The organism is Sphingomonas sp. 28-62-20 (genome assembly GCF_002281505.1).
The window spans coordinates 1-23,207 of the sequence record NZ_NCGH01000014.1 but is presented as its reverse complement, the minus strand read 5'-3'; the positions used below and the strand labels follow the sequence as shown (position 1 = coordinate 23,207).

The 23,207-nt window shown below is 60.7% G+C and carries 28 protein-coding genes and 1 pseudogene; 19 read left to right on the top strand and 10 right to left on the bottom strand.

Going from position 1 to position 23,207, the window contains the following annotated elements:
- Nucleotides 1-462, bottom strand: a complete 462-nt coding sequence (locus B7Y43_RS12945) for a superoxide dismutase family protein (protein ID WP_374132123.1) — start codon at nucleotides 460-462, stop codon at nucleotides 1-3.
- Between the two features lie 344 nt (nucleotides 463-806).
- Here B7Y43_RS12945 and B7Y43_RS12940 point away from each other — a divergent pair, with 344 nt between their 5' ends.
- The 15 genes from B7Y43_RS12940 (at nucleotide 807) to B7Y43_RS12870 (ending at nucleotide 14,410) form a co-directional block, all read left to right on the top strand.
- Nucleotides 807-1,052, top strand: coding sequence for an exodeoxyribonuclease VII small subunit (locus tag B7Y43_RS12940; RefSeq protein ID WP_374132122.1), 246 nt, complete (start codon nucleotides 807-809; stop codon nucleotides 1,050-1,052).
- Between the two features lie 7 nt (nucleotides 1,053-1,059).
- Entirely contained in the window at nucleotides 1,060-1,959 is a 900-nt protein-coding gene (locus tag B7Y43_RS12935) for a polyprenyl synthetase family protein (protein WP_374132074.1), read from the top strand.
- Between the two features lie 2 nt (nucleotides 1,960-1,961).
- The gene (gene coaD, locus B7Y43_RS12930) at nucleotides 1,962-2,462 is read left to right on the top strand and encodes a pantetheine-phosphate adenylyltransferase (protein WP_374132121.1); all 501 of its coding nucleotides are present in this window, start codon (nucleotides 1,962-1,964) and stop codon (nucleotides 2,460-2,462) included.
- A 93-nt stretch (nucleotides 2,463-2,555) separates the two neighbouring features.
- Nucleotides 2,556-3,260, top strand: a complete 705-nt coding sequence (locus B7Y43_RS12925) for a peptidylprolyl isomerase (protein WP_374132073.1) — start codon at nucleotides 2,556-2,558, stop codon at nucleotides 3,258-3,260.
- Nucleotides 3,261-3,293: 33 nt separating this feature from the next.
- A complete protein-coding gene (gene queA, locus B7Y43_RS12920; RefSeq protein WP_374132072.1) occupies nucleotides 3,294-4,319 on the top strand; it encodes an S-adenosylmethionine:tRNA ribosyltransferase-isomerase in 1,026 nt (341 codons plus the stop codon).
- Between the two features lie 214 nt (nucleotides 4,320-4,533).
- Nucleotides 4,534-4,929, top strand: a complete 396-nt coding sequence (locus B7Y43_RS12915; RefSeq protein ID WP_374132071.1) for a patatin-like phospholipase family protein — start codon at nucleotides 4,534-4,536, stop codon at nucleotides 4,927-4,929.
- A 129-nt stretch (nucleotides 4,930-5,058) separates the two neighbouring features.
- Complete coding sequence (locus B7Y43_RS12910) at nucleotides 5,059-5,973, top strand: patatin-like phospholipase family protein (RefSeq protein WP_374132070.1); 915 nt, start codon at nucleotides 5,059-5,061, stop codon at nucleotides 5,971-5,973.
- Between the two features lie 221 nt (nucleotides 5,974-6,194).
- Nucleotides 6,195-6,830 (top strand): EF-hand domain-containing protein, encoded by a 636-nt coding sequence (locus B7Y43_RS12905; protein ID WP_374132069.1) that lies wholly within the window; start codon nucleotides 6,195-6,197, stop codon nucleotides 6,828-6,830.
- Nucleotides 6,827-7,522: an HAD hydrolase-like protein gene (locus tag B7Y43_RS12900; protein ID WP_374132068.1), complete on the top strand. Its 696-nt coding sequence runs from the start codon at nucleotides 6,827-6,829 to the stop codon at nucleotides 7,520-7,522. Before B7Y43_RS12905 ends, B7Y43_RS12900 begins: the two co-directional genes overlap by 4 nt.
- On the top strand, nucleotides 7,519-8,643 hold the full coding sequence (tgt, locus tag B7Y43_RS12895) for a tRNA guanosine transglycosylase (RefSeq protein WP_374132067.1): 1,125 nt from the start codon (nucleotides 7,519-7,521) through the stop codon (nucleotides 8,641-8,643). The genes B7Y43_RS12900 and tgt overlap by 4 nt, the downstream gene beginning before the upstream one ends.
- Before the next feature lie 23 nt (nucleotides 8,644-8,666).
- On the top strand, nucleotides 8,667-8,873 hold the full coding sequence (locus tag B7Y43_RS12890; protein ID WP_374132066.1) for a hypothetical protein: 207 nt from the start codon (nucleotides 8,667-8,669) through the stop codon (nucleotides 8,871-8,873).
- 258 nt (nucleotides 8,874-9,131) lie between these two features.
- A complete protein-coding gene (locus B7Y43_RS12885; RefSeq protein ID WP_374132065.1) occupies nucleotides 9,132-9,485 on the top strand; it encodes an N-acetyltransferase family protein in 354 nt (117 codons plus the stop codon).
- A 52-nt stretch (nucleotides 9,486-9,537) separates the two neighbouring features.
- Nucleotides 9,538-10,158, top strand: coding sequence for a DJ-1/PfpI family protein (locus tag B7Y43_RS12880; protein ID WP_374132064.1), 621 nt, complete (start codon nucleotides 9,538-9,540; stop codon nucleotides 10,156-10,158).
- A 230-nt stretch (nucleotides 10,159-10,388) separates the two neighbouring features.
- Nucleotides 10,389-13,235 carry a pitrilysin family protein gene (locus B7Y43_RS12875; protein WP_374132063.1) on the top strand — a complete coding sequence of 949 codons (2,847 nt, stop codon included), beginning with the start codon at nucleotides 10,389-10,391 and terminating at the stop codon, nucleotides 13,233-13,235.
- A 137-nt stretch (nucleotides 13,236-13,372) separates the two neighbouring features.
- A complete protein-coding gene (locus B7Y43_RS12870; RefSeq protein ID WP_374132062.1) occupies nucleotides 13,373-14,410 on the top strand; it encodes a cell wall hydrolase in 1,038 nt (345 codons plus the stop codon).
- A gap of 179 nt (nucleotides 14,411-14,589) precedes the next feature.
- Here the strand turns inward: B7Y43_RS12870 and B7Y43_RS12865 are convergent, their stop codons facing one another.
- The 4 genes from B7Y43_RS12865 to B7Y43_RS12850 all read right to left on the bottom strand — a co-directional run bounded on the left by B7Y43_RS12865 (nucleotide 14,590) and on the right by B7Y43_RS12850 (nucleotide 18,055).
- Nucleotides 14,590-16,518, bottom strand: coding sequence for a S9 family peptidase (locus tag B7Y43_RS12865; protein ID WP_374132061.1), 1,929 nt, complete (start codon nucleotides 16,516-16,518; stop codon nucleotides 14,590-14,592).
- A 122-nt stretch (nucleotides 16,519-16,640) separates the two neighbouring features.
- Nucleotides 16,641-17,060 (bottom strand): glycine zipper 2TM domain-containing protein, encoded by a 420-nt coding sequence (locus tag B7Y43_RS12860; protein WP_374132060.1) that lies wholly within the window; start codon nucleotides 17,058-17,060, stop codon nucleotides 16,641-16,643.
- Between the two features lie 69 nt (nucleotides 17,061-17,129).
- On the bottom strand, nucleotides 17,130-17,765 hold the full coding sequence (locus B7Y43_RS12855; RefSeq protein WP_374132059.1) for an SOS response-associated peptidase family protein: 636 nt from the start codon (nucleotides 17,763-17,765) through the stop codon (nucleotides 17,130-17,132).
- Nucleotides 17,766-17,839: 74 nt separating this feature from the next.
- On the bottom strand, nucleotides 17,840-18,055 hold the full coding sequence (locus B7Y43_RS12850; protein ID WP_374132058.1) for a hypothetical protein: 216 nt from the start codon (nucleotides 18,053-18,055) through the stop codon (nucleotides 17,840-17,842).
- A gap of 114 nt (nucleotides 18,056-18,169) precedes the next feature.
- Between B7Y43_RS12850 and B7Y43_RS12845 the strand changes: the two genes are divergently transcribed.
- The 4 genes from B7Y43_RS12845 (at nucleotide 18,170) to B7Y43_RS12830 (ending at nucleotide 19,693) form a co-directional block, all read left to right on the top strand.
- Nucleotides 18,170-18,463 (top strand): BrnT family toxin, encoded by a 294-nt coding sequence (locus tag B7Y43_RS12845; protein ID WP_374132057.1) that lies wholly within the window; start codon nucleotides 18,170-18,172, stop codon nucleotides 18,461-18,463.
- On the top strand, nucleotides 18,411-18,722 hold the full coding sequence (locus tag B7Y43_RS12840; RefSeq protein WP_374132056.1) for a BrnA antitoxin family protein: 312 nt from the start codon (nucleotides 18,411-18,413) through the stop codon (nucleotides 18,720-18,722). The genes B7Y43_RS12845 and B7Y43_RS12840 overlap by 53 nt, the downstream gene beginning before the upstream one ends.
- A 280-nt stretch (nucleotides 18,723-19,002) precedes the next feature.
- A complete protein-coding gene (locus tag B7Y43_RS12835; protein ID WP_374132055.1) occupies nucleotides 19,003-19,284 on the top strand; it encodes a type II toxin-antitoxin system Phd/YefM family antitoxin in 282 nt (93 codons plus the stop codon).
- The gene (locus B7Y43_RS12830; RefSeq protein WP_374132054.1) at nucleotides 19,220-19,693 is read left to right on the top strand and encodes a hypothetical protein; all 474 of its coding nucleotides are present in this window, start codon (nucleotides 19,220-19,222) and stop codon (nucleotides 19,691-19,693) included. The genes B7Y43_RS12835 and B7Y43_RS12830 overlap by 65 nt, the downstream gene beginning before the upstream one ends.
- A gap of 36 nt (nucleotides 19,694-19,729) precedes the next feature.
- On the opposite strand, the gene drt2 is transcribed toward B7Y43_RS12830, so the two are convergent.
- The 5 genes and pseudogenes from drt2 to B7Y43_RS12805 all read right to left on the bottom strand — a co-directional run.
- Nucleotides 19,730-21,061 carry a reverse transcriptase/maturase family protein gene (gene drt2 / locus B7Y43_RS12825; RefSeq protein WP_374132053.1) on the bottom strand — a complete coding sequence of 444 codons (1,332 nt, stop codon included), beginning with the start codon at nucleotides 21,059-21,061 and terminating at the stop codon, nucleotides 19,730-19,732.
- A gap of 253 nt (nucleotides 21,062-21,314) precedes the next feature.
- Nucleotides 21,315-21,679 (bottom strand): annotated as a pseudogene (locus B7Y43_RS12820) (excinuclease ABC subunit A); the annotation flags it as partial.
- Nucleotide 21,680: 1 nt separating this feature from the next.
- Nucleotides 21,681-21,884, bottom strand: coding sequence for a hypothetical protein (locus B7Y43_RS12815; protein ID WP_374132120.1), 204 nt, complete (start codon nucleotides 21,882-21,884; stop codon nucleotides 21,681-21,683).
- On the bottom strand, nucleotides 21,859-22,407 hold the full coding sequence (locus tag B7Y43_RS12810; protein ID WP_374132052.1) for a hypothetical protein: 549 nt from the start codon (nucleotides 22,405-22,407) through the stop codon (nucleotides 21,859-21,861). Before B7Y43_RS12810 ends, B7Y43_RS12815 begins: the two co-directional genes overlap by 26 nt.
- A gap of 103 nt (nucleotides 22,408-22,510) precedes the next feature.
- Nucleotides 22,511-23,207 (bottom strand): ATP-binding cassette domain-containing protein (locus B7Y43_RS12805; RefSeq protein WP_374132051.1); only part of this gene is annotated, 697 nt, incomplete at its 5' end.

Here is a 23,207-nt window from a genome sequence, read left to right as displayed (position 1 = left end):
TCAATTGGCCGCAAAGACGCCGCACGCGATTCGCGCGCCGCTTTTGCCCGAGGGATCGGTCATCAGATCATCAGCCGATGCATGGATCACCATAGCCGCGCCATCTGCATCGAGCAGCCCAGCAAGCGTGCCGCCGGGCACGGTGACGCCGATCGTGCCGCGCTGATCTGCACCAATGACAAGATTGGGGAGATCGCCTTCATGCGGGCCGGCCGGGTTCATCGCGCCATGCTGGGTTCCACCCGGATTCCAATGGCCGCCGGCGGTCATGAAATCGGGGCCCTCACAGCGCCCGACAGCGTGGATATGCGCGCCGTGCGTGCCAGCGGGTAGCGCCATCGCCTCAATCGTAATCCGCAGCCCACCCGTTGCCTCTCGGGCCGTTGCCCGGCCAACATCAGTGCCATCGGCCAGCTTCAATGCTGCAACAGCAATCCGCCCCGATGGTTCCTGCTTGCCCATGCCCTTGGTATAAGAAGCGCAGCCGCCGATGCAGACCAGCGCCCCTGCTGCACATGCCACAATTGCTAAACGCATCGCCTGTCCTCCTGCCAAATTGCCCGATCAACCTAACCTGCGATCACTCCGCCCGCCATGGCTTTGGGCATGCCCCGGTCGATTTTCGCCGCCCAAGTCACCGCTTTGGGTGTAACCGGCGCATGGCAGATGGCGTGGCCGATCCTGTTGCCAATGACGCGCCCAATAATGCCTGGGGCAAGAAAAGCTGCCCCGAGAAACGCACGACATTGCACTTGGGTCCTTGCTGCTTCTTGACCCCTGTTGCCCGCCTGCCCCATAGCGTCGCCATGGAAGCCGCTAGTGCAATCGAAGAAATGTCGTTCGAGGACGCCCTGAAAGAGCTGGAGCGCATTGTCGCCCGGCTTGAAAGCGGGGATGAGCCGCTCGATAATTCTATCGCCCTGTATGAGCGCGGCAGTCAGCTCCGCCAGCGTTGTGCCGACCGGCTGGATGCGGCACAGGCCCGGATCGAAGCGATCAAGCTCGATAGCGATGGGCGACCGGTCGGCACCACTTCCTTTGCGGCGGGCTGATATCATCATGGCGGACGCCTCGTTGTCGCTGAAGGCGGCGCTTTCGGAAATCTCGGCCGAGATTGACGACCGATTCGATTTATTGCTGGCGATCCCTGACGATCCCCGGGCCGATCTTTACCGGGCGATGCGGCATGCCGCGATCGGCGGCGGCAAAAGATTGCGGCCCTTGCTGGTGTTTGCAACGGCGCGGCTGTTCGGCGTGGACCGCGAGTGCGCCGGGCGCGCGGCGCTCGCGATCGAATGCATCCATGTCTATTCGCTGATCCATGACGATCTGCCGGCGATGGACGATGACGATCTGCGCCGTGGCAAGCCCACCGTCCACAAGCTGTATAGTGAAGCGACCGCCATCCTGGCGGGCGATTGCCTGCACGCCCTGGCGTTTGAAATTCTCGCCGAGCCGGCCACGCATGGCGATCCCTTTGTGCGCGCCGAACTGGTGCTTGATCTGGCGCGGGCGGCGGGGCCGGCGGGCATGGCCGGCGGGCAGATGATGGACATCGAAGCCGAAAAGGCGAGCTTTGACTTGCCAACCATCACCCGGTTGCAAGCGATGAAGACCGGCGCGCTGATCGCCAGCGCGGTTGAGGCCGGGGCGATTCTGGGCAAGGCATCGCCTGAGGCGCGGACTGGCCTGCGCGGCTATGCGCGCGCCATCGGCCTCGCGTTCCAGATCGCCGACGATCTGCTCGATTATGAGGGCGAAGAAGAAAAAATGGGCAAGCGCGTCCATAAGGATCAGGACGCGGGCAAGGAAACCTTCCTCAGCCTGCTCGGCGTTGACCGGGCGCGCGAACAAGCGCGGATGCTGGTCGATCAGGCCGTGCAGCATCTGCATAATTATGGCGCCGAGGCCGATCTGCTGCGCGAAATTGCGCGCTACACGCTCGAGCGCGATCGGTGACGATCCGCACCGGGGTCTATCCCGGCACCTTTGACCCGGTCACGTTGGGCCATATGGACATCATCCGGCGCGGCGCAAAGCTGGTCGATCGGCTGGTGATCGGCGTGACGACCAACCCCAGCAAGAACGCGATGTTCACGGTCGACGAACGCATGGCGATGATGAAGCGCGAAGTCGCTGATGTCAGCGGCGAAATCCATGTCGTCGGCTTTGATTCGCTGCTGATGGATTTTGCGGAGCGCGAAGGCGCAGGGATGATCCTGCGTGGCTTACGCGGTGGCGGCGATTTCGAATATGAATTCCAGATGGTGGGCATGAACCAGCAGCTCAACAACCGCATCGAAACCGTCTTTTTGATGGCCGATGTCGCGTTGCAGCCGATTGCCAGCCGCTGGGTCAAGGAAATCGCGATGTTCGGCGGCGACATCCACAAATTCGTGCCGCCCGGCGTCAATGCCGATGTCATCGCGCGCGTCGAACAAATCGGCCGCAAGGGCAGCTGATCGCGGTCGCGCCTGGCGGGCAGCAACGTTCAGTTTGGCGCAATCCGCGATTTGCTCTAAGCGCGGCTGAAATCGCTTTTGTGCGGGGATGTGATGCGTTTTTTTGCCAGCCTGTTTGTTGCCTGCAGCGCCCTGTTCGGGTGCCTGATCACCCTGCCCGCCACCGCCCAGATTATCCCGGTGCAGCTAGCTGGCCGCGCCCCCGTGCCGGACATTAACGACAAGGAAAACCTGCTGTATCTGGACCTGTCGACCGGCGGCCGGGTGATCATCTGGCTGCGCCCCGATGTCGCTCCCAAGACGGTCGAGCGGATCAAGCTGCTGACCCGCCAGCATTTTTACGATGGGCTGCTGTTTCACCGCGTGATTGACGGCTTCATGGCACAGACCGGCGACCCCAAGGGCGATGGCACGGGCGGATCGGAACTCCCCGATCTGAAGGCCGAATTCAATTACCTGCCGCATGTGCGCGGTGCCGTTTCCGCCGCGCGCGCACAATCGGACGACAGCGCCAACAGCCAGTTCTTCATCGTCTTCCAGCCAACGCTGAAGCTCGACAAGAAATATACGGTGTTCGGCCGGGTGATCCAGGGCATGGAGCATGTCGACGCGGTCGAGCGCGGCGAGCCCCCCGCCAGCCCGTCCAAGATCCTGCACGCCTATATCGCCGCCGACAGCCCCCCAGCCTTCATCGCCGCCGCCGCCCCCCCAGCGCCCGATCTTGGCCCCGCCGTGACGCTGCCGATGTCGCCCCCACCGGCACCCCGAAAAGCGCCACCCGCAAAGCCACCGCGCTGATCCTGTCGCGCGGCGAACCGGGACTAACGTATCGTGAAGGTTGATCTGTTCGATTTCGATCTGCCGCCCGAGCGGATCGCGCTCAGGCCAGCCGTGCCGCGCGATTCGGCGCGGTTGCTTGGCGTGACGCCCCAGGCACTGGCCGATCATGTCATGACCGATCTGCCCAGCCTGTTGCAGCCGGGCGACGTGCTGGTCTTCAACGATACCCGCGTCATCCCAGCCCAGCTTGAGGGGATGCGCGGCCAGGCGCGGATCGGCGCGACGCTGCACAAGCGCGAAGGGCCCCGCCGCTGGCGCGCGTTCATCCGCAACGCCCGCAAATTGCGCGAAGGCGAAGCGATCGATTTTGGCGCCGACGCCCGCGCCATTGCCAGCGACCGCGCCGCAGACGGCAGCTTTGCGCTCGACTTTCTGGGCGACGAGCCCGTCGAATTGCTGCTCGACCGGGTCGGGCGGATGCCCTTGCCGCCCTATATCGCCGCCAAGCGACCGACCGACGCGCAAGACGCCGATGATTATCAAACGATGTTCGCCCGCGAAAAAGGCGCCGTCGCCGCCCCCACCGCCGCACTGCACTTCACGCCGGGCCTGCTGACCGCACTTGCCGCAGCGGGCATCGCCCATACCATGCTGACCCTGCATGTCGGCGCGGGCACCTTCCTGCCGGTCAAGGCGACCGACACCATCGATCACGCCATGCATGCCGAATGGGGCCGAATCTCCCCCGAAACCGCTGCCGTGCTCAACCAGACGCGCGCGCGCGGTGGGCGGATCATCGCGGTCGGCACCACCAGCCTGCGCCTGATCGAAAGTGCCACGCAGGACGACGGCGTGATCATGCCGTTCGAGGGCGACACCGCGATCTTCATCACGCCCGGCTATCGCTTCAAAGGCATTGACGGCCTGATCACCAATTTCCACCTGCCGAAATCAACATTGTTCATGCTGGTGAGTGCGTTGATGGGGCTGGAGGTGATGCAGGCGGCGTACGCCCATGCGATTGAGAGTGGGTATCGGTTTTATAGCTATGGGGATTCGTCGCTGCTGCTGCCGTGACTAGGCACTGGCGGGTAGACAGCCGGTAGGTGTTCCATCGACAGTGGGTCTCTATAGCAGCATTTGAAATTACGACACCGAATTACCGTCTATCTTCAATAAATTTATTCATAATCGAAATCCATGACGACAAAGAGGGAGTTTCTACGTATTTGGCGGACTAGCACAGTAATCTAGATAAATTGGCGGCGTAGTCCAGAATATTGAGGGGACGATGAGGCGAGGGCTGGTCATCATGGGCGGGGGTGCGAAGGGCGCCTACAGCTTAGGAGCGATGATTGCGTTAAAGGAACGCGGCTTTACATTTGAAGCAGTTTCCGGAACTTCGGCCGGCGCGCTAAACGCAACCATTTGGGGAACTGGAGACTTGAGTGGGGGAGCGCGGCTTTGGGCTGCGATGGATTCCCATAATAGCTATGATCGCATTCCAGTCCTGAAGAAATTCCCCCGATTAATGTCACGATTACTAGGCTCCGTCATTGTAATTATTTCGCTATTGGTATCGCGTGTTTACGGGTCTCCCATTGATGGAGAAAATGATAATAATGTCGACCTGCTTCTTTTTATGTTCGTATTTCTCTATGTTATTGTCACGCTCGGATTGATTTAACCTCAAACCCCGTGGACATTATTACCTATCGGAGCTCTGGTAGTTACTGTTTTCTTAAGTCTACTTCTTTTTAACAATGGCAATGCGCTTGCGAACAATACGCGAGATCAAAGAATACTTGTATTTTCTTTGATTATAAACACCGATATCACCTTAACGGGCTGGCCCGCGATCGTCATTCAGCACTGGCTGCCTAAAGATGCTCCTTTTGAATTTTGGTTGTATCCGCTGGGAGCATTATTTTTGTTCATCTCGACTGTCATTTTTGCTTCATTGATTAAGATCAGTTTGGAAGAGCTGCGGAGTATGCGGGTTATGTCCGCCGACCCCCTACGGACGACCCTTGCGGAGTTTTTATCAACACGACCTATAGTGCTTCCAACTTACGTCACGATGGCTGCCAGCAAATACATTTTTAACCCGGATACCGAGGGCAATAGCCCCATTCCAACGACCAAGGATTGGACGGGGAAGCTTGTGGTTGATCAAGACCTAGTCTTAGCAAGGTCGGAGTTAAATTGGATTCCGCGATATGTTCGCATCGATAGTTCAGAACCGATTCGTACAGTCGAGTGTCTTTTGGCGTCATCCGCACTCCCATTCGGCATCGTGAGTTCGGTGTTTGTTGATACAGATTATTTCGTTGACGGTGGGGTTGTTGATAATGAGCCGATCTTGCCTTTGCTGACTCATCACCTCGATAAAATAATTGTGCTGCATCTGTCGCCGAAGAAAAAGGAGGAAACAGCCGCTGACGTTGATCACTTTGATCGCTGTGCAAAGCTGCTGCGCCTTACCCAACTCGCCGACGGACTGGGTCCGCACAAACTCTACGCTTTGAAGGAGTTGCCCGACTCGCTCGACGCCATGTCGTTCCCTTCCGTCCGACCTTTTTACCCTGCGCGGAAGCTTGGTGGTATCTTCGACGGCCTGCTTAACTTCTCGCCTGAATATGCACAGCGGATGATTGCGCTTGGGCGGAAAGAGACGTTAGCAAATCTTGACGGGAAAGCGCAAATTAGCGCGGCTCGTCTGGAATCCTAGATTCCTGGCGAGCCGCCGCTGGTCTATACTATCAACCACAGTAAAGTAACAGGTTGACTATGTAAGCATCTGTGGGATCACGACGACAGTTCACCAAACACCTCAATTACCAACCCACCGCGCCCGCTGAACAGGAAGACCTATCCTAGGCGCTTGTCCGCAGGCTCCGCGCCGGGGCCGGTCGGGCGCGACCCAGCCTCCCCATCTCGAAAAAATCGCTGATGACGGCAGAAGCCGCTCAACTGGGCTATGCCAATGCCCCCAAAGGCGGCTATCGCAGCCGGGCTATGGCGATTGTTTCTCCTCCCCCCAAGCGACTGGTGATGACTCTGCTGCTGGCGGGCAGTGCGGTTGCTGGGCTGACTGGGCTGGCCGTGCTGCCAGCGATGGCACAGCGGGCACCCGGCGCTGGCGATCCTGCCGGGGCCGCGCGGATACCGCCGATTACGCAGCCGCCAAGCGCTACGATCATGGCCGAGCCGGTGGCGCTGTTCATCGGGGCGACCGATGCCGATGACGATGCGCGGGTGACGCGCGCGGAAATGCGCGCGGGCGTGACCCGGAGCTTTGCCAGCATCGAGAAAGCCCGGCCCGAATCGCTTGGCTATATCGAGCTGGCCGATTGGGCAGAGCGCTGGCTGGGGGATCGCAACGCGCTGCCGAGCGCTTATGAAACCGATAGCGATGGCGACAACCGGATCACGCTGACCGAGCTGACTGCCCAGATCGACAAGACCTTCACCCGCTTCGATCGCAACAAGGATGATGTACTGGTGCGCAGCGAGCTGCTGACGCTGGATAGCGCGCGCGGCAACGGGCTGGATCAGCGCGGGCAAAGACGGCGTCAGCCGCAGTGAGCAAATCAGCACCGAAGCTTGTAGCGACGCCCGGCCCGACACCGCGCTACCGGCTGGCGATTTTTGATTTTGACGGGACGCTGGCCGATAGCGGCGACTGGTTCCTGTCGATTGCCGATGACCTTGCCGAACGGTTTCGCTTTCGCCGGATCGATTCCGCCGAAATCGAGACATTGCGCGGGCGCACGACGCGCGAAGTAATCCGCCATGTCGGCATTCCGCGCTGGAAGCTGCCCGCCATCGCGCGGCATATTCACAAAAGACTGGCCGGGGAGACCGACCGGATCGATTTGTTCGACGGGGTGACCGACATGATCAATGAGCTCGTCGCCAGCGGCGTGCGGATCGCGGTTGTCACGTCCAATGCCGAACATAATGCACGCGCCATTCTGGGCCCCGATATCGTCGCCAAGATCGACATGTTTGAATGCGGCGCATCGCTGTTCGGCAAAGCGCCGCGCTTCAAACGGGTGCTGCGCAAGCTGGGCGTGGCGCATGCCGACGCCATCTCAATCGGCGACGAAACGCGGGACCTGACCGCCGCACGCAAGGTGGGCATCGACGCCGGCGCGGTGCTGTGGGGCTATGCCAACCGATCGATCCTGACCGCGCTCAAGCCCGATGTGGTGTTCGATTCGCCAGCCGAGGTGATTGATTTCATGCTGGGGACCCGGCACGAGGCCGCTGCTTGAGCCGATTCACTTTCACGATCAGCGCGCAGGACGGCCGGGCGCGGACCGGGCAAATCGCCATGCAGCGCGGCACGATCCGCACGCCGGCTTTCATGCCGGTGGGCACCGCCGCGACGGTGAAGGCCATGAAACCCGCCGATGTGCGTGCGTCGGGGGCGGACATCATCCTGGGCAACACCTATCATCTGATGCTGCGCCCTGGCGCGGAGCGGGTGGCAGCACTTGGCGGGCTGCACCGCTTCATGGGGTGGGATCGCCCGATCCTGACCGATAGCGGCGGCTATCAGGTGATGAGCCTGTCAGACCTGACGACGCGCAACGAGGACGGCGTCACCTTCAAATCGCATCTCGACGGCAGCCGCCACACCTTGTCACCCGAACGATCGATTGAAATCCAGCGCTTGCTAGGGTCGGACATTGTCATGGCGTTTGACGAGCTGGTGCCGACCACGTCAACGCCCGAGGTGCAGCAGGCGGCGATGGCGCGATCGATGCGCTGGGCGAAAAGATCCCGCGCGGCGTTTGACGGCGGTGGTGCACATGCTGAAGCGGCGGCGATTTTCGGCATCCAGCAGGGCGCGCTTGACGAGGCGCTGCGCAAGTCCAGCGCCGACGCGCTGATCGAGATTGGCTTTGATGGCTATGCAGTGGGCGGGCTGGCGGTGGGCGAAGGCCAGGCGGCGATGTTTGGCTGTCTCGATTTCGCGCCCGGGCAATTGCCAGCGGACAGGCCGCGCTATCTGATGGGGGTCGGCAAACCCGACGATATTGTCGGGGCGGTCGAACGCGGCATCGACATGTTTGATTGCGTGCTGCCGACCCGGTCGGGCCGCACTGGCCAGGCCTTTACCCGTGCCGGGCCGATCAACATCCGCAATGCGAAATTCGCCGAGGATCTGGGGCCACTCGACCCGAGTTGCGCTTGCCCGGTGTGCACAGGGTGGAGCCGTGCCTATCTGCATCATCTGGTGCGATCGGCAGAGATTTTGGGTGCTATGTTGATGACCGAACATAATTTATGCTTTTATCAACGGTTGATGAGCGATTTGCGGGCTGCCATTAGCGAACAGCGACTGACCAGCTTCGCAGACGATTTTAGAAGGCGATATGCCGGCGGATGAACCGGCGCGTAGAGGAGAGTGACATGGCCGATATGAACGAGATCGAGGCCGCCGCCCGCGCCGCCAAACGCGTCCGCGAAGCCGGGGACCAGACCGAGCTGGAACAGAAGCAACAGACCAAGGAAGGCAGCTGGCCGCTGGTGCCGATCGGCATCGGCATTGGCATTGGCTCTGCCGCACTGGCGGCGGCGCTGCTTTATGCGAACCGATCGCGCAAGGACCCTAAATAGGGTTGAGCTTGATGGGGGCTGGTTGGCCGGGGTCGGAGGGTGGCCGCTACGGCCAACTTTGCGGACAAAGGCGGGGATATTGGGACATGCTGAAAGCGGGGATTCTGATATTGCCTCGCCTTCAGCAGACAACTACCTCAAGCCATGAGCATAAAAAGTTCAGTTTGCGCACTACGGCCTGCGACCAGCAGCGACTATGATGTCATTGCCGATATCTGGCATAGGAGCGCAAGCCTTCCCGGCGTTGGCCCGCCCGTTATGCCCAGCGTTGACGAGCTTCGGCGCAGAGTCGATCAAGAGATCGCCGCGGGATGGAAGGTAACGGTTGCCGAGCTAAACGACGCCATTGTTGGATTTGCCGCGATCAAGCTCAAGGAAGCAATACTGGATCAGATCTTCGTGCTGCCCGGCCAAATTGGAAGTGGTTTGGGTCGAGCGCTTTTCGATAGCTGTTTGGATCAGATGCCAGAGGGGTTTACGTTGCATACAGCTTCGTCGAACGAAAAGGCACGTCGCTTTTATGAAAAGGCCGGCATGCAAGTCTTGCAGCAAGACACTCATCCTCGAACTGGCCACCCAGTAACTTATTATATTTGGCGTTCCCGCCCCTAATAACTGCTGCGGATATTCGCACTTTCTAATAACCGCCAGAAGGGGGGGATTTATGCAGATTGCAGTTTTGACGTTTGACGGTTTCAATGAACTGGATTCGTTCGTCGCAGCGGCAATCCTCAATCGCATGAAAGCACATGGCTGGGCCGCGCATATCACGTCGCCAACCGAACAAGTTACCTCGATGAATGGCGTTACGGTCCAGCGACAAAAGCCCTTAGAGTTTGCAGCTGATGCCGATGCCGTGCTGATTGGCAGCGGGATCAAGACGCGAGAAATTGCCGCTGATTTCGATCTCTTGGGTCGGATCGAGATCGATCCTACTCGCCAGCTTGTTGGCGCGCAATGCTCAGGTACTCTCTTGCTCGCTAAGCTTGGTTTGGTCGGCAATCTGCCTGCTTGCACTGACCTGACGAGCAAGCCTTGGGTGATTGAAGCGGGAGTGAAAGTGATTGATGCCCCATTCGTCGCCCATGGCAACGTAGCGACCGCAGGAGGCTGTCTCGCATCGCAATATCTGGCGACTTGGATGATCGCCCGTGGCGCTTCCATGCGCGCTGCAGAGGAAGCAATGCATTATGTTGCGCCAGTTGGCGAAAAGTCCAGCTATGTCGATCATGCCTTATCAGTGGTGGCCCCGTTCATTACAGAAAAGAGCGCTGTCGCCGCTTGAGTAAAAGTTCCTTAGTTGAAGATCCCAGTCAGGTCTATTTTGCGATCGGGCACGATTTCATCTGATGGCAACTTCGCCCTGTTTCAGTTCACAAGCTGCCTGTCCGGGCTTCACCTAAAGGCTGACATCAAGTCCCCCCTCCCGATGGGAGAAGGGTTGATGGCGATTGACATCGTTAATACACCGGGGTCAGTCTCGGCCCAGATCATTCCATCCGGAGTCCAGCCCCTATGCGCCTTTTCCGCCTCGCCCTGTTGATCGGTGTCGCCGCCCTGCCCGTTGCCGCCGCCAGCGCAAAGCAACCGGCCAAGGCCGCCCCGGCATCGACCAGTGCGGTCAAACCCATCGCCTATACCGAGCGCACGCTCGCCAATGGGCTGCGGGTGTTTGCTATCCGCGACACGGGGACGGCCACGGTTTCGGTCCAGGTCTGGTATAATGTCGGGTCGAAGGACGATCCCAAGGGGCGATCGGGCTTTGCGCATATGTTTGAGCATCTGATGTTCAAGGCGACGCGCAATCTGGTGCCTGAGCAGTTTGATCGGCTGACCGAGGATGTCGGCGGATTCAACAACGCATCGACCAATGACGATTATACCAATTATTATCAGACGGTGCCGGCCAACCACCTGCAACGCCTGTTGTTTGCCGAAGCAGACCGGATGGCGTCGTTGGTTGTCGAGCCGACCAGCTTTGCGTCCGAACGCGATGTCGTGAAGGAAGAGCTGCGGCTCCGCGTGCTGGCGCAGCCCTATGGCAAGCTGTTCTCGCTCTATTTCCCCGAGATTTCGTACACCACCCACCCCTATGCCCGGCCCGGCATTGGCAGCATCGAGGAGCTGGAGGCCGCGTCGATTGACGATGTCCGCGCCTTCCACGCCACCTATTACCGGCCCGACAATGCCGTGCTGGTGGTGGCGGGCAATTTCGATCCCGCTGAGCTCGACGGCTGGATTGATCGTTACTTCGCCGGCATCAAAAAGCCCGATCGGGCGATCCCGCGCGTGACCGTCGCTGAGCCCGAACGCCAGACCGCGATCAGCCGGACGGTGTATGAGGACAATACGCCGCTGCCCGCGGTGCTGATCAGCTATCAGATCCCGGCCGATCGTAGCCCGGATTCCGCGCCGCTTGGCGTACTGAACGCGATCCTGTCAGCGGGCGAAAGCTCGCGGCTTTATGAATCGCTGGTCTATCGTGACCAGATTGCGCAATCGGCGGGCACCTTCCTCGATTCAAAGCAAGCGACCGGTGCCTTTGCAGTCTATGCGATTCTGGCCGGGGGCAAATCCGCAGAAGCGGGCGAAGCCGCGCTGAAGGCCGAAATCGCCCGCGTCCGCGACCAGCTGGTGAGCGACGCCGAGCTGAACGAGGCCAAGAACCAGATCATCACCGGGGTGCTGCGCCAGCGCGAAACCGCCGATGGCAAGGCATCGACGATTGCCAGTGCGGTGATCATTGATGGCGATGCCAAGGTGGCTGATCGCCAGCTCGCCGATCTGGCCGCGGTGACCGCTGCGGATATCCAGCGCGTCGCCCGCCGGTACCTGACCGACAATCGCGCGGCCACGCTTCGTTATCTGCCTGCCACGCCTGGCGGGCCGAAAAGCGATCCGATCAGCGTCGCTCCAACGGTGCAGGTCGCCGCGCTGACTGCACCGACCGACATCCGGATCGTGACTCCGGCCCCGGCCGCGGAGCGGGTATTGCCGCCGCCGCCCGCCGCGCCGGTGACCGCCGCCCTGCCGACGCCGATCGAGACGCGCCTCGCCAATGGGTTGCGTGTGATCGTCGTCGAAAAACACGATCTGCCGTTGATCGCCGCGACGCTGGTCGTCACGCCGGGTGGCGGCGCGGCGGATCCGGCGACGCTCGCCGGGCTGAATAACCTGGCGACCGATTTGCTGACCAAGGGCACCACCACCCGATCCGCGACCCAGATCGCGCGCGAGATTGAATCGCTCGGCGGGTCGATCAGCAGCGCCAATGATTGGGACGGTGCCTCGCTTGAGATTGGGGTGAAATCGGATCAGGCGGCACCCGCGCTGGCAATCCTTGCCGATGTCGCAATGCACCCTGCTTTTGCACAGGAAGAGATTGATCGCGCCCGCACCCAGGCGATTGACGGCATTGGTGTTGAGCTTAAAAACCCGGCCAGGCTTGCCGGGTTTGTGGCGGCGCGCGCGGTATTCGGCGGCAGCGCCTATGGCCATGTGCTGGCGGGCACGCCCGACGCGCTGAAGGCGATCAGCCGCAGCGATATCGTCAACAGCTATGCAGCGAGCTGGCGGCCCGATCATGCTGCGCTGGTGCTGGTTGGCGACATCACCGTGGCGCAGGCGCAGGCGCTGGCGAGCAGCAATTTCGCGGGTTGGAAAGCGCCTGCGTCTGCTGCCGAGCCAACCGCGCCGGTCGCCGCCGGCTATCCGGCACCGCGCGTGATTGTCGTCGATTTTCCCGGGGCCGGTCAGGCCGGGGTGGTGGTGGCGCGGTCCGGCATCGCCCGCAACGACGCCAGCTATTACCCCGCCGCTGTCGCCAATGCGACATTGGGGGTTGGCTTCTCGTCACGGCTGAACCAGGAAATCCGCATCAAACGCGGCCTTGCTTATGGCGCGGGCAGCTCGGTTGCGGCGCGCCGTCAACCGGGGCCGATCAGCGCCAGCACCCAGACCAAGAACCCGTCGGCAGCCGAAGTCGTGGCGATAATCGTCGCCGAAATGAAGCGGCTGGGCACCGAAACCGCCCCCGCCGCCGAGCTCGATACGCGCAAGGCCGTGCTGATTGGCGGCTTTGGTCGATCGGCGGAAACCACCGGCGGGATTGCCGGCCTGATCGGCGGCTATGTGATCGATGATGTGCCGCTGAGCGAGCTGAAGGACTATGCCGGGCGGATTGAAGGCGTTGATCCAGCGGCGGTGCGGGCCGCTGCCGCCAAGCTGCTCGATCCAGCGGCGGCGAGCATCGTCGTGGTGGGCGAGTCAAAGCTGTTCATCGACGATCTGCGCAAGGTCTATCCGACGCTCGAGCTGATCCCGGCCAGCGCGCTGAAACTGGAGTCGCCGACGCTGAAGTGACCAAAGAATTACGTTAACCATCAAGTGTTTCGCCCCGGGACACGGCAAAATCAGCGCGCGCGGACCGGGCAAAACCCGGCTATGGCGCGGGGCGCCCGACGCGGTTCGTCGGGTGGATTGGCGAGAGGCTTTGGGGCGTGGATTGGCGGCGGTTTTCGGGCAGGCAGATACGGGGAGCAAGCGCCGCCGCGCTGCTGGCGATCGTGTGTCTTGGCTATTCCGCGCAAGCCGCAATCCGCGCGATCATCGCCAGCCAATCGGCGCCCATGCAGGCGGCGGCGCGCGCGACCGGCTATGAGGCTGAGGATCATTTCCCCGGTGCCGCGCTGCTTTATGCTGCCGACAGTGATGCTGCCCCTGCCGCTGGGGTAACCGGCACCGCGGCGCTGCCCGATCTGCCGATCCCCGCCGATGCGCTGGCGACGATTGCCGATGGGACGATTCACGCGGCCGCGCCGTTTTCACTGCGCCATGCCAGTGCGACCGACCGTGACCGCGCGGTGCAATGCCTGACCGCCGCAATCTATTATGAGGCCGGCAACGAGCCCGATGCCGGGCAGCGCGCAGTGGCACAGGTGATCCTGAACCGGGTGCGCCACCCCGCCTTCCCCGCCACGGTGTGCGGCGTGATCTATCAAGGATCGGAACGGACAACCGGCTGCCAGTTCAGCTATGCGTGCGACGGATCAATGGCGCGGGTGCCGGCGCGGGCGAGCTGGCTGCGGGCGATGCGGGTGGCGGCTGTAATGTTGGCCGGTGCGGTTGAGCGCGATGTTGGCACGGCGACGCATTATCATACCTATGCCGTCACGCCGTCATGGAACCGGCAGCTGGTGATGACGGCGGCGATTGGCGCGCATTTCTTCCATCGCTGGCAGGGATATTGGGGCACGCCCGGCGCGTTCCGCCAGGCCTATCTGGGCGGGGAGCCGCTGCCCGGCCCGCATCCGCGCGCGATTGCGCCGGGCGCCCCGGTTGCGCAGGTTGCACGCACTGACGCGGCGGCAGCAGTGGCGATCGCCAGGCCGCGGACCCCCGCATCGGCTATCCAGCCCGCTTATGCGCAGAGCAGCCTGCCAATCGCCGGCAGCAGCTTCAGCCGCCCGATTGCCGATCCGCTCCCGGACTCAACGATCCTGGACAAATGGAAGGATAGCGGCAAACCGCTCCGCTAGTGCGGGATGCCTTTAAATTGATCCGTTCGTCCTGAGTAGCCGCTGAGCTCTTGTCGAAGTGGCGTATCGAAGGACAGCATTTGGGGCAGGTCCTTCGATACGGGTCTTCGGCAGGCTCAGCCCCTACTCAGGACAAACGGGGGGTAATTCAAACCTCGCGCACGATGCTCCAAGCGCCGTTATTGCGCCGCCAGATATTTGTCGAACCAGCCGATCACCCGTTTTTGCAGATCAGCCGCATTGGCCGGGCTGCGGATGCCATGGCCTTCATCGGCATAGATCACCAGGCTGGTGGGAACGCCGAGTTCCTTCAGTGCGTGCCAATATTCGATCGACTGGGTGGGCGGCACTTCAATGTCGCGCTCCCCCACATAAATGAAGCTGGGGGTGCGCGCGGTCTTCATGAAATAGATTGCCGAGGGGGCCTTATAGGCATCGAAATCCTCATAAAGCGGCTTGCCGAAAAAGGGCAGCATCCAGGCATTGATGCCGTTGGTGCCGTAATAGCTGATCCAGTTGGACAGCCCCGCGCCTGCCACAATCGCTTTGAACCGATTGGTCTGGGTATTGGCCCACATCGCCATGAAACCACCATAGCTGCCGCCCGTCAGCCCCAGCCGCGCATCATCGACCGGGGCGACCTTCTCCACCGCATCGATACCGGTCAGGATGTCGCGCAGATCGCCGCCGCCGAAATCGCGCTTGTTGGCGGCGGTGAAGGCTTCCCCCTGGCCATAGCTGCCGCGCGGATTGGGCAGGAAGACATAATAGCCCGCCCGGATCATCTCTGCCGTGCCGCCGCGATCGACAAAGCCGGGGATGCTCGCTGCCGCCGGGCCGCCATGGACGATCGTGATCATCGGCGCCTTTTTCGACGGATCGGCGGCGCTTGGCGCGAGCAGCCAGCCCTGCACGTCAAACCCTTCATTCTGCCAGCGAATGCTGCGCGCCGTGACGATCGGCAGGACATCGTCATTGTCATGGGTAATCTGGCGCGGGCTGCCGAGCTTGCCGGCGATGATCGCCGGGGCGTGGGTGAAATCCTGCATGATCGTCGCGACATGATTGCCATCGGCGCTGAAAGACGCGCGCCCGTCGCCCGCCGCAAAGCTGGCCGGACGGCTGAACAAGGGCGCCGAAAAGCCGGTGCCGGGGGTAACGCTCGCCAATTGCGCCTGATCGCCTGCCAATAAGGTCGCGCGCAGGCCAGCCTTAGTCCAGTCGAGCGAGGTGGCGGTTGCCTTTGCGCCTGCGGTGATGTTGACGGGCGCGCCTCCGGCGAGCGGCACCGTCCAGACATCGCCACCAACCGAGCCGAAATCGCTCATCAACCCGCCAATATAGGCGACCGTCTGGCCATCGGGCGAAACGCGCGGGAAATTGAGCTGGGTGGCGGGCTTGGCGATTTGCCGCACCGCGCCGCTCTGCGCATTGACGGCGTCGAGCGTGGCCACCCACCAGTTGGCATCGCCATTGCCGAGCGCTGAGGTGACGACCAACTCTGTGCCGTCGGGGGCCCAATCATATTCATAGATATAACGGCCCGATGGCGAGAGCGGCTTGACTGCGTCAGCGGCGACCGGGGCGCTGCCGAGCGCGAACACCGCGAGGCGCTGTTCGTCATTCTTCTCGCCAATCTCGCCAACTTGGCGGACGCCCGCCTGGGCCGCGCCGGCTTCCTTGGCGGCGCCAATCGTCACAAGCAGCGCGATGTGCTTGCCATCGGGCGAGAAGCGCGGCGTCTGCGCGATGCCCTTAATCGTGGCGACGGTTTGCAGCGGCGCATCGCCGCGCGCGACATGAAGCCTGACCACGCCCGCCGCACGGTCCCGCGCCAAAAAGGCAAGCGAACCGTCGGCTGCAAAGCTGAGCCCCGAATAGCTGCAGGTCGCGCAAGGATCGATCGTCGAGACGATGCGGCCATCCTTGGCGGTGCGCAGCGTGATGCTGGCGTGCCCGGCGGTAACGGTATCAACGCTGGCGATACGGCTGCCGGTGGCGTCGATCACCAGCCCGGCATATTGGCGCGGCGCGGCGAGCGCAGGCGTGGCGGCGGCGGTCAGGGTAAAGGCTAGGGTAAAGGCAGCAGGGATCAGGGCGGCACGCATCAGGCTATTCTCTCCGGCACTATTTTCTCGATATTCAGCCGGGATAGCACAGCAAAGGGCCCCGGCAAGCGTGAAGCCTGCCGGGGCCGACTTGATCAACGCGTTTTAACGCAATGGCCAGATCAACGGCAGCGGACGTCGTCCTGACCGTTTTTATCGATCGCCTGACCCGCCAGCGCACCGCCGCCCGCGCCGAGCACCGTGCCGAGCACCTTGGAGCCGCCCGGCGCGATCAGATTACCGAGCAAGCCGCCAACCGCCGCGCCGATCACCAGCCCTGTGGTGCCATCGTTGCGGCGGCAATAATAACGCCCGTCCTGCCCGCGATAGACGCGATCATTCTGGCCGAGGCGCCGTTCCCGATAGCGGACATTATCTTCGCGATAATATTTGTCGGCATAATAACCACCATATTGCGGATCGGGATTATTGTAATCGTAACGGCGATAGTCCGAGGCATAGCCAGGACCGCCATTGCCATAGGTCTCGCAGCCCGCGAGCAGGGTTGATGCAGCCAACAGGCCGAGCGTGATCGTGCGCATGTCTTTTCTCCAGCAGGGGTGTTGGAGGCTCAATGCGCAGGGAGCGATTTCGTTGCGTCGGCGACGCGCTCAGGCCCGCGCAGCGACCAGTGAGCCAGCAGGCGTCGGCGCGATCAGATCGGCGGAGGGAATAGTGCCCGCGATCCAATCCGCCCAGCGCGCGCGCGGCAGCAGCACCACTTGCCGCGCATGATAGGGGGCGACATCAGGGCCGGGCGTGCCGGTGAGCATCGTGAACGCCTCCCCCACGCTTTCGTGCGTGCGCCACACCCCGGCGATGCACAGATAGTCCCCCGCCAGCGGCCCATCGGCTGCGGGGGTGAAAATCCATTTGGTCTTGCGCTTTTGCCCCGGCTCGGGCGCGGTGAATTCATAAAAGCCATCGACCGGGATCAGGCAGCGGCCCCCGCTCGCCGAGTTGCCAAAGCGCCGCCCCTCGCTGCGCAGATTATAGAGCGGCTTGCCCCCCCCCGGCCCACTCGTCAGCGGCCAGCTCCAGCGGCGGGTGACGAGTTCCGCTGCCAGCGCATTGCCGGGCGCATCGCTGGCGGCGGCGCGGATGATGACGGTGGGATCGGTGATGCGGATGCTGTCGAGCGGCGCCATATTAGGCGCCCCCTCTGGAAAGAGCAGCGGGATCTTGATCTGCGACCAGTCCTCACGAATCTGACCGAGCGAGATGCGGCGAGCGGCTTCATTGCACATCGCGCGAGGCTAGGATTTAGCGAACGCTAAATCCAGCGCCCCTCGCGCGGTTGGCGCGCGATCGGCCAGCGCGATCACCAGACACTCCCCGTGGCGCGCACGACACCGAGCGCTGCTTCGTTGGCGGCGTGACGGGCACAGGTTTCGGGCGAAAGGTCCGCAATGTTCCCGATCAGGCGCGCGTCGACGAGGTTTTGCCAATGCGTAAAGGCATAAGCTTCATCGGCGGTGGAACCGGGGGTGATTTCGGTGCGGCGGGATTGGAGCGGGGCTTCCGGGTGGTGGGGCATAAAGTTCCCTTTCTCATGTTTGGCTGTTGCAACTGGGAACAAACCAAGAATATAATCAGAGAAAATCCAACGTTACCAGTGGGTAGTTGACATGCGGCCTTATGGAGTTACATAATGGGCAAGCTGGAGATCAGCTTCGACGCGACGAAGCGGCGATCCACACTCGCGATACGCGGGTTGGATTTTGCGGATGCTGCGAAAGTGTTCGACGGGCCGGTATTCGAATCCGAAGATGACCGGTTCGACTATCCGGAGCGACGCTACGCGACGATCGGCCTGCTTGGGGATCGCATGGTCGTCATCATCTGGACCGAGGCGGTCAATGGGCGACGCATTATATCGATGAGGAAAGCCAATGAGCGAGAACAAGCCAAATACCGAACCAAACTCCGACGACGGCTGGCTTGACCCAGCCGACGATGCGCCCGAATGGACCGATGAGATGTTCGACATGGCCGCCTTTATCGTCGGCGGCAAGGTGATCCGCCCGGCGACGGGCTATCTTGGCCCGAACGGCATGGTCCGCGGCCGTCCCCCGGTGCGCGGGGTGGCGAAGCAGCAAGTGACGCTGCGGATTGATCCTGATGTGATCGCGAAGTTTCGCGAGGACGGGCCGGGCTGGCAGGCGCGGATGAACGAGGCGCTCCGGAAGGCGGTGGGGCTGTAGCGCGCGAGGCGAGATTTAGCGGTAGCTAAATCCAGCCCGGCGCGCGTGCGACGAGCGCGCTCGGCCGGCGTCGCCCAAGCGACGACCGACGCGTTCCGGGTAAAGGATGCCCCGCATCCTTTAGGCCATGCCGGGGGCATGGCCGACCCGCAACGGGCTTTGCCGCGGCGGGAATGTTCGGATTGAGCCAACAGAAAACTATTAGCCAACAACCAAAGTTGTAGGTACTATGCAGTGAATGCTTAAAGTAGCTACTTTAGCTAGACAACCGAGAATCGCCATGCCAGAACCGATCCTAGAAGTGTCCGCCAAGGACGTTGCCAACCGCTTCGGCTTCTACACTGATGAGGCGATGCAGCGCCCCGTCGGCATTCAGCGCCACGGCACGACGCGCATCGTGATGATCTCGCTCAAGGAATATGAGCGGCTGAAACGGCGCGACCGGCAAGTGATCAGGACGGAGGACCTGGATGACGAAACGCTACAGGCCTTGATGAATGTCCAAGCCCCCGCTGAGTCGATCGCGCTCAACTACCTCATGGACGAAACCGAAACCGGCTAACGTCCTGTCCTATTCGTACCTGTGGGCGCATGAGGCGGCGCGGGGCGAGGAGGATGGCCGCAGACAACGCCCCGTCGTCGTCGTGATCGCGCGCGAGGAGGTGGACGGTAACACCAAGCTGCTCGTCGTGCCGGTGACGACGCAACCACCCGTGCATCCCGGCGACGCCTTCGAAATCCCGACGCGGGTGAAGGCGCATCTTGGCCTTGATGCCGAACGCTGCTGGATCATGGTCACCGAACTCAACCGCTTCCGCTGGCCGGGGCCGGACATCCGGCCGATCGAGCGTGGAGAGGATCGAACGCCGTTTTATGGGTTTATTCCGCAGCCGGTGTTCGACGCGGTATTCGCGGCGGTGATCGCACGGGCGGAGGGGAAGCGGGTGAAAGTGACGAAACGGAGTTGGTGATTTTATATTAGGTGCACTGTCACCGTAATTCCAACATTAATAAACAGAATCGATCGATAATCGAACCATTTCTTTAAATATATTAAAATGGTTCGCGATTTGCTTTTTAATCTCCGGAGCTTTCATCTCTCGAGAAGCTCGATATGCGTATCGAGGGAAGTTTCGATGCTTCCCGAAATGGGTATACTTTCTAAAAAGCTCACGCATATAAATGTTAGAGGGCGCAACGCCATTGCGATGGGCTGCAAGCACCTTTGCGTGAACTCCTGATTTCATTTTTGAATAAAATCTATTTAAGGATGATTGACGAATTAATACGTTCTGACCGTCAAATGTAAATCCGAGATATTGAAATGGCTTATCAGCCACAATGGCCATTGCTGATCTGTCGAAAAAGAAATTAGATATTTCAGTCTTATGCTCGCTTAACTGAAGACCAACTTCTCCTAATTTTAACCGAACGAACGCTATAGCGTCATTAGTGCTGACGTTCGCAGGTATCAATATAGCGATATCGTCGGAATACCTTCTTACACTTCCGCCAATATTTGTGAAATAATCATGCAATTCCTTGTCAAAACCAAGCAATGATATATTTGCATAAAGACCAGATAGCGGAGTTCCTTGAGGAATTCCAAAAAACTTCACGTTAGTCTCAACTACGCTATCGCCCTTGGTCCGCAGATATTTTCGAAACTGATAGGCGTTGCAAATTCGTCCTTTAGGGCGAAATTTTCCTTCCAATCGTTGTTCGATGACGCTCGTATCAACCCATTCGAACTGGGTCATCCTGGTAAATATCTTATAATCTGGATCAGACAATCGCTCTACATTGCGAACCTTTTTAATATTTTCAAGTAGGACTTCATGTCGAATATTGTCAAAAAACCCGCTAATGTCGACTGCTATCGCAGTTGTTTCGCCTCTTTGGCGAATTTCTTCAAATAAATTATTCGCATGAGTTATATTGTTACCAACGCCACGTCTATAAGCAAGTATCGAATCCGCAATTGGCTTATTTTTAATAAATTGCTCGAAGTCTTCTGAAATATTAGTAGAATAATGCTCTAAAATTGCAGAGTCATAGTGTGAGCCAAATTTAATCTCGCGCACCTTATCATTGAAGGTGATCACTCCTTTTTTATCTCGTTTGACTCGCCGCTCGGTTTTTGAAAATGCCAGAAGCGGCCAAAAACTATTTGACATAATTGCCGACGGCGTCGCCCGGATTTTTGCCCGATCCTGCTCACTCAAGGGCCGATCAAAGTGCAAATATTTCCGTTCGCGCGATACAAAATCGTCGGCCAACGGATCAAAATCGTCTTCTTCGGGTGCGTACCCGGAGGCATAGGATACCGTGCGTCCCATTTTCCTCCGGGTTACTTACCTTACTTCCGGACTAGCCGGTACGATAATTACCTCGTGTGGTATAATAGCATCGGTGATGCTGATATCTCCACAGCTCTGAAAGGAGTCGAATTCGAAGTGACGATTAACATCACCACGATCCTCCGCGCGGCGCGAATATTCGCACTTGCGGTCCTTAACGTCGCTCCCCTCCGCCTAAAGCGAAGGGCGTAACTAATATAGCCAACGATACCATTCATTGCAAGGTCACTACTTACGCACTTGATGAGTTTAACAAAGGCGCCAAATACCGCCCCGTAAAGCTCCCCTTCACCCCGGCCACCTTCTCAGGCGTCCCTTCCGCCACAACCTCCCCGCCGTTGACCTGCGGTCGCCTTCGGCCCACGCCGCCTTCCGGCCCCAGATCGAGCACCCAGTCGGCGGTTTTGATGACATCCAGGTTATGTTCGATCACCACCACGGTATTGCCCTGTTCAACCAGCGCGTGGAGCACTTCCAGTAGTTTGCGCACATCCTCAAAATGCAGCCCGGTGGTGGGTTCATCGAGGATGTAGAGCGTCTCCCCGTCGCGCGGCGGCTGAGTTCCTTGGCGCGTTTTACCCGCTGCGCCTCGCTGCCCTCACCACGTACCACCCGCCTCCTCGATCGCCTTCAGCAACGCCCGTTTACTCGCCGTGCGGCGCTTGCCGCTGTTGCGGGGCAGATCGGGCAGGCCGAGCGCGGCCTTTCGCTCGGCGATGCGTGCGCCGAATTCGGCCATGTCGATCACCGGGCGATCGGCCTCGGCCTCGGGCGGATCAGTCCTTGATGGCGTCGAGCCCATAGTCACCGGCGCTTTCCTCGCGAATTCGCTTATCCAGATAGTCGAAATCGGCGTCAGGATGAAGCGCTAGCAGCAATCGGGCCTGATCGATCCGGTCGCGGGCGGTGCCTGATGCATATTGGCCCATGCGATCGGCGATCAGATCTTCGACTGAGATCACCCGGAACAACGCGGTTTCGCCGATCGGTTGGACCAGTCGGATGCGGGCATAGTCGATTGTGCCGCCCATTGGGACAGCCGCAACCACCTCGAAACCCAGCGCGAGATCGGGGTGGATCCAGCCGCGCGTTGCCATACCGGGGCCAACCGGCTTGACGAAGCCGAGCCCCTGCAATTCCTCCTCCAGTTCGGCCTGGCGCGGCGTGCACAGATCGAAGTCACCGGTCGTGACCCCGCTGGTCGAATAGAATTCCGCCGCCGCGCCACCAACCAGCACCGGGCGGGGCAATCCCCGCGCAACCATCGCCTCGCTTGCCTGTGCGAGCAGCCGGAGTGCGGCTTCGAATTCGGGGCGGTAGCTCATTGGCGGCGCATTTCTTGCCGCCAGGACCCGTTCCCGTGTTCTCGCGAGGGCGGGAATATGGCCTGGGCTCCTGCCTTCGCAGGAGCACGAGGGTGGCGATGGCTCATCCAGTGGCGGCTTTGGCGGGGCGCTTTTCGAGCAGGGGCCGGAGATAATGACCGGTGAAGCTGCCCTTCACCCCCGCCACCTTCTCCGGCGTCCCTTCCGCCACAATCTCCCCGCCCTTCACGCCGCCCTCCGGCCCCAGGTCGAGCACCCAATCCGCCGTCTTGATGACGTCCAGGTTATGTTCGATCACGACGACCGTATTCCCCTGTTCGACCAGCGCGTGGAGCACTTCCAGCAGTTTGCGGACGTCTTCGAAATGCAGGCCGGTGGTCGGTTCGTCGAGGATGTAGAGCGTGTTGCCGGTCGCGCGCCGCGACAATTCCTTGGCGAGCTTGACGCGCTGTGCCTCACCGCCGCTGAGCGTCGTCGCCTGCTGGCCGACTTTGACGTACCCCAGGCCGACTTCCTGCAGCATCGCCATCTTGTCGCGGATCGGGGGGACGGCCTTGAAGAATTCGACCGCGTCCTCGACCGTCATGTTGAGCACATCGGCGATGGAGAGGCCCTTGAACTTCACCTCCAATGTTTCGCGGTTGTAGCGCGCGCCGTGGCAGACGTCGCAGGTGACATAGACGTCGGGCAGGAAGTGCATTTCGATCTTGAGCAGGCCGTCGCCCTGGCACGCCTCACACCGGCCGCCCTTGACGTTGAAGCTGAAGCGGCCGGGCTTGTAGCCGCGCGCCTGGCTTTCG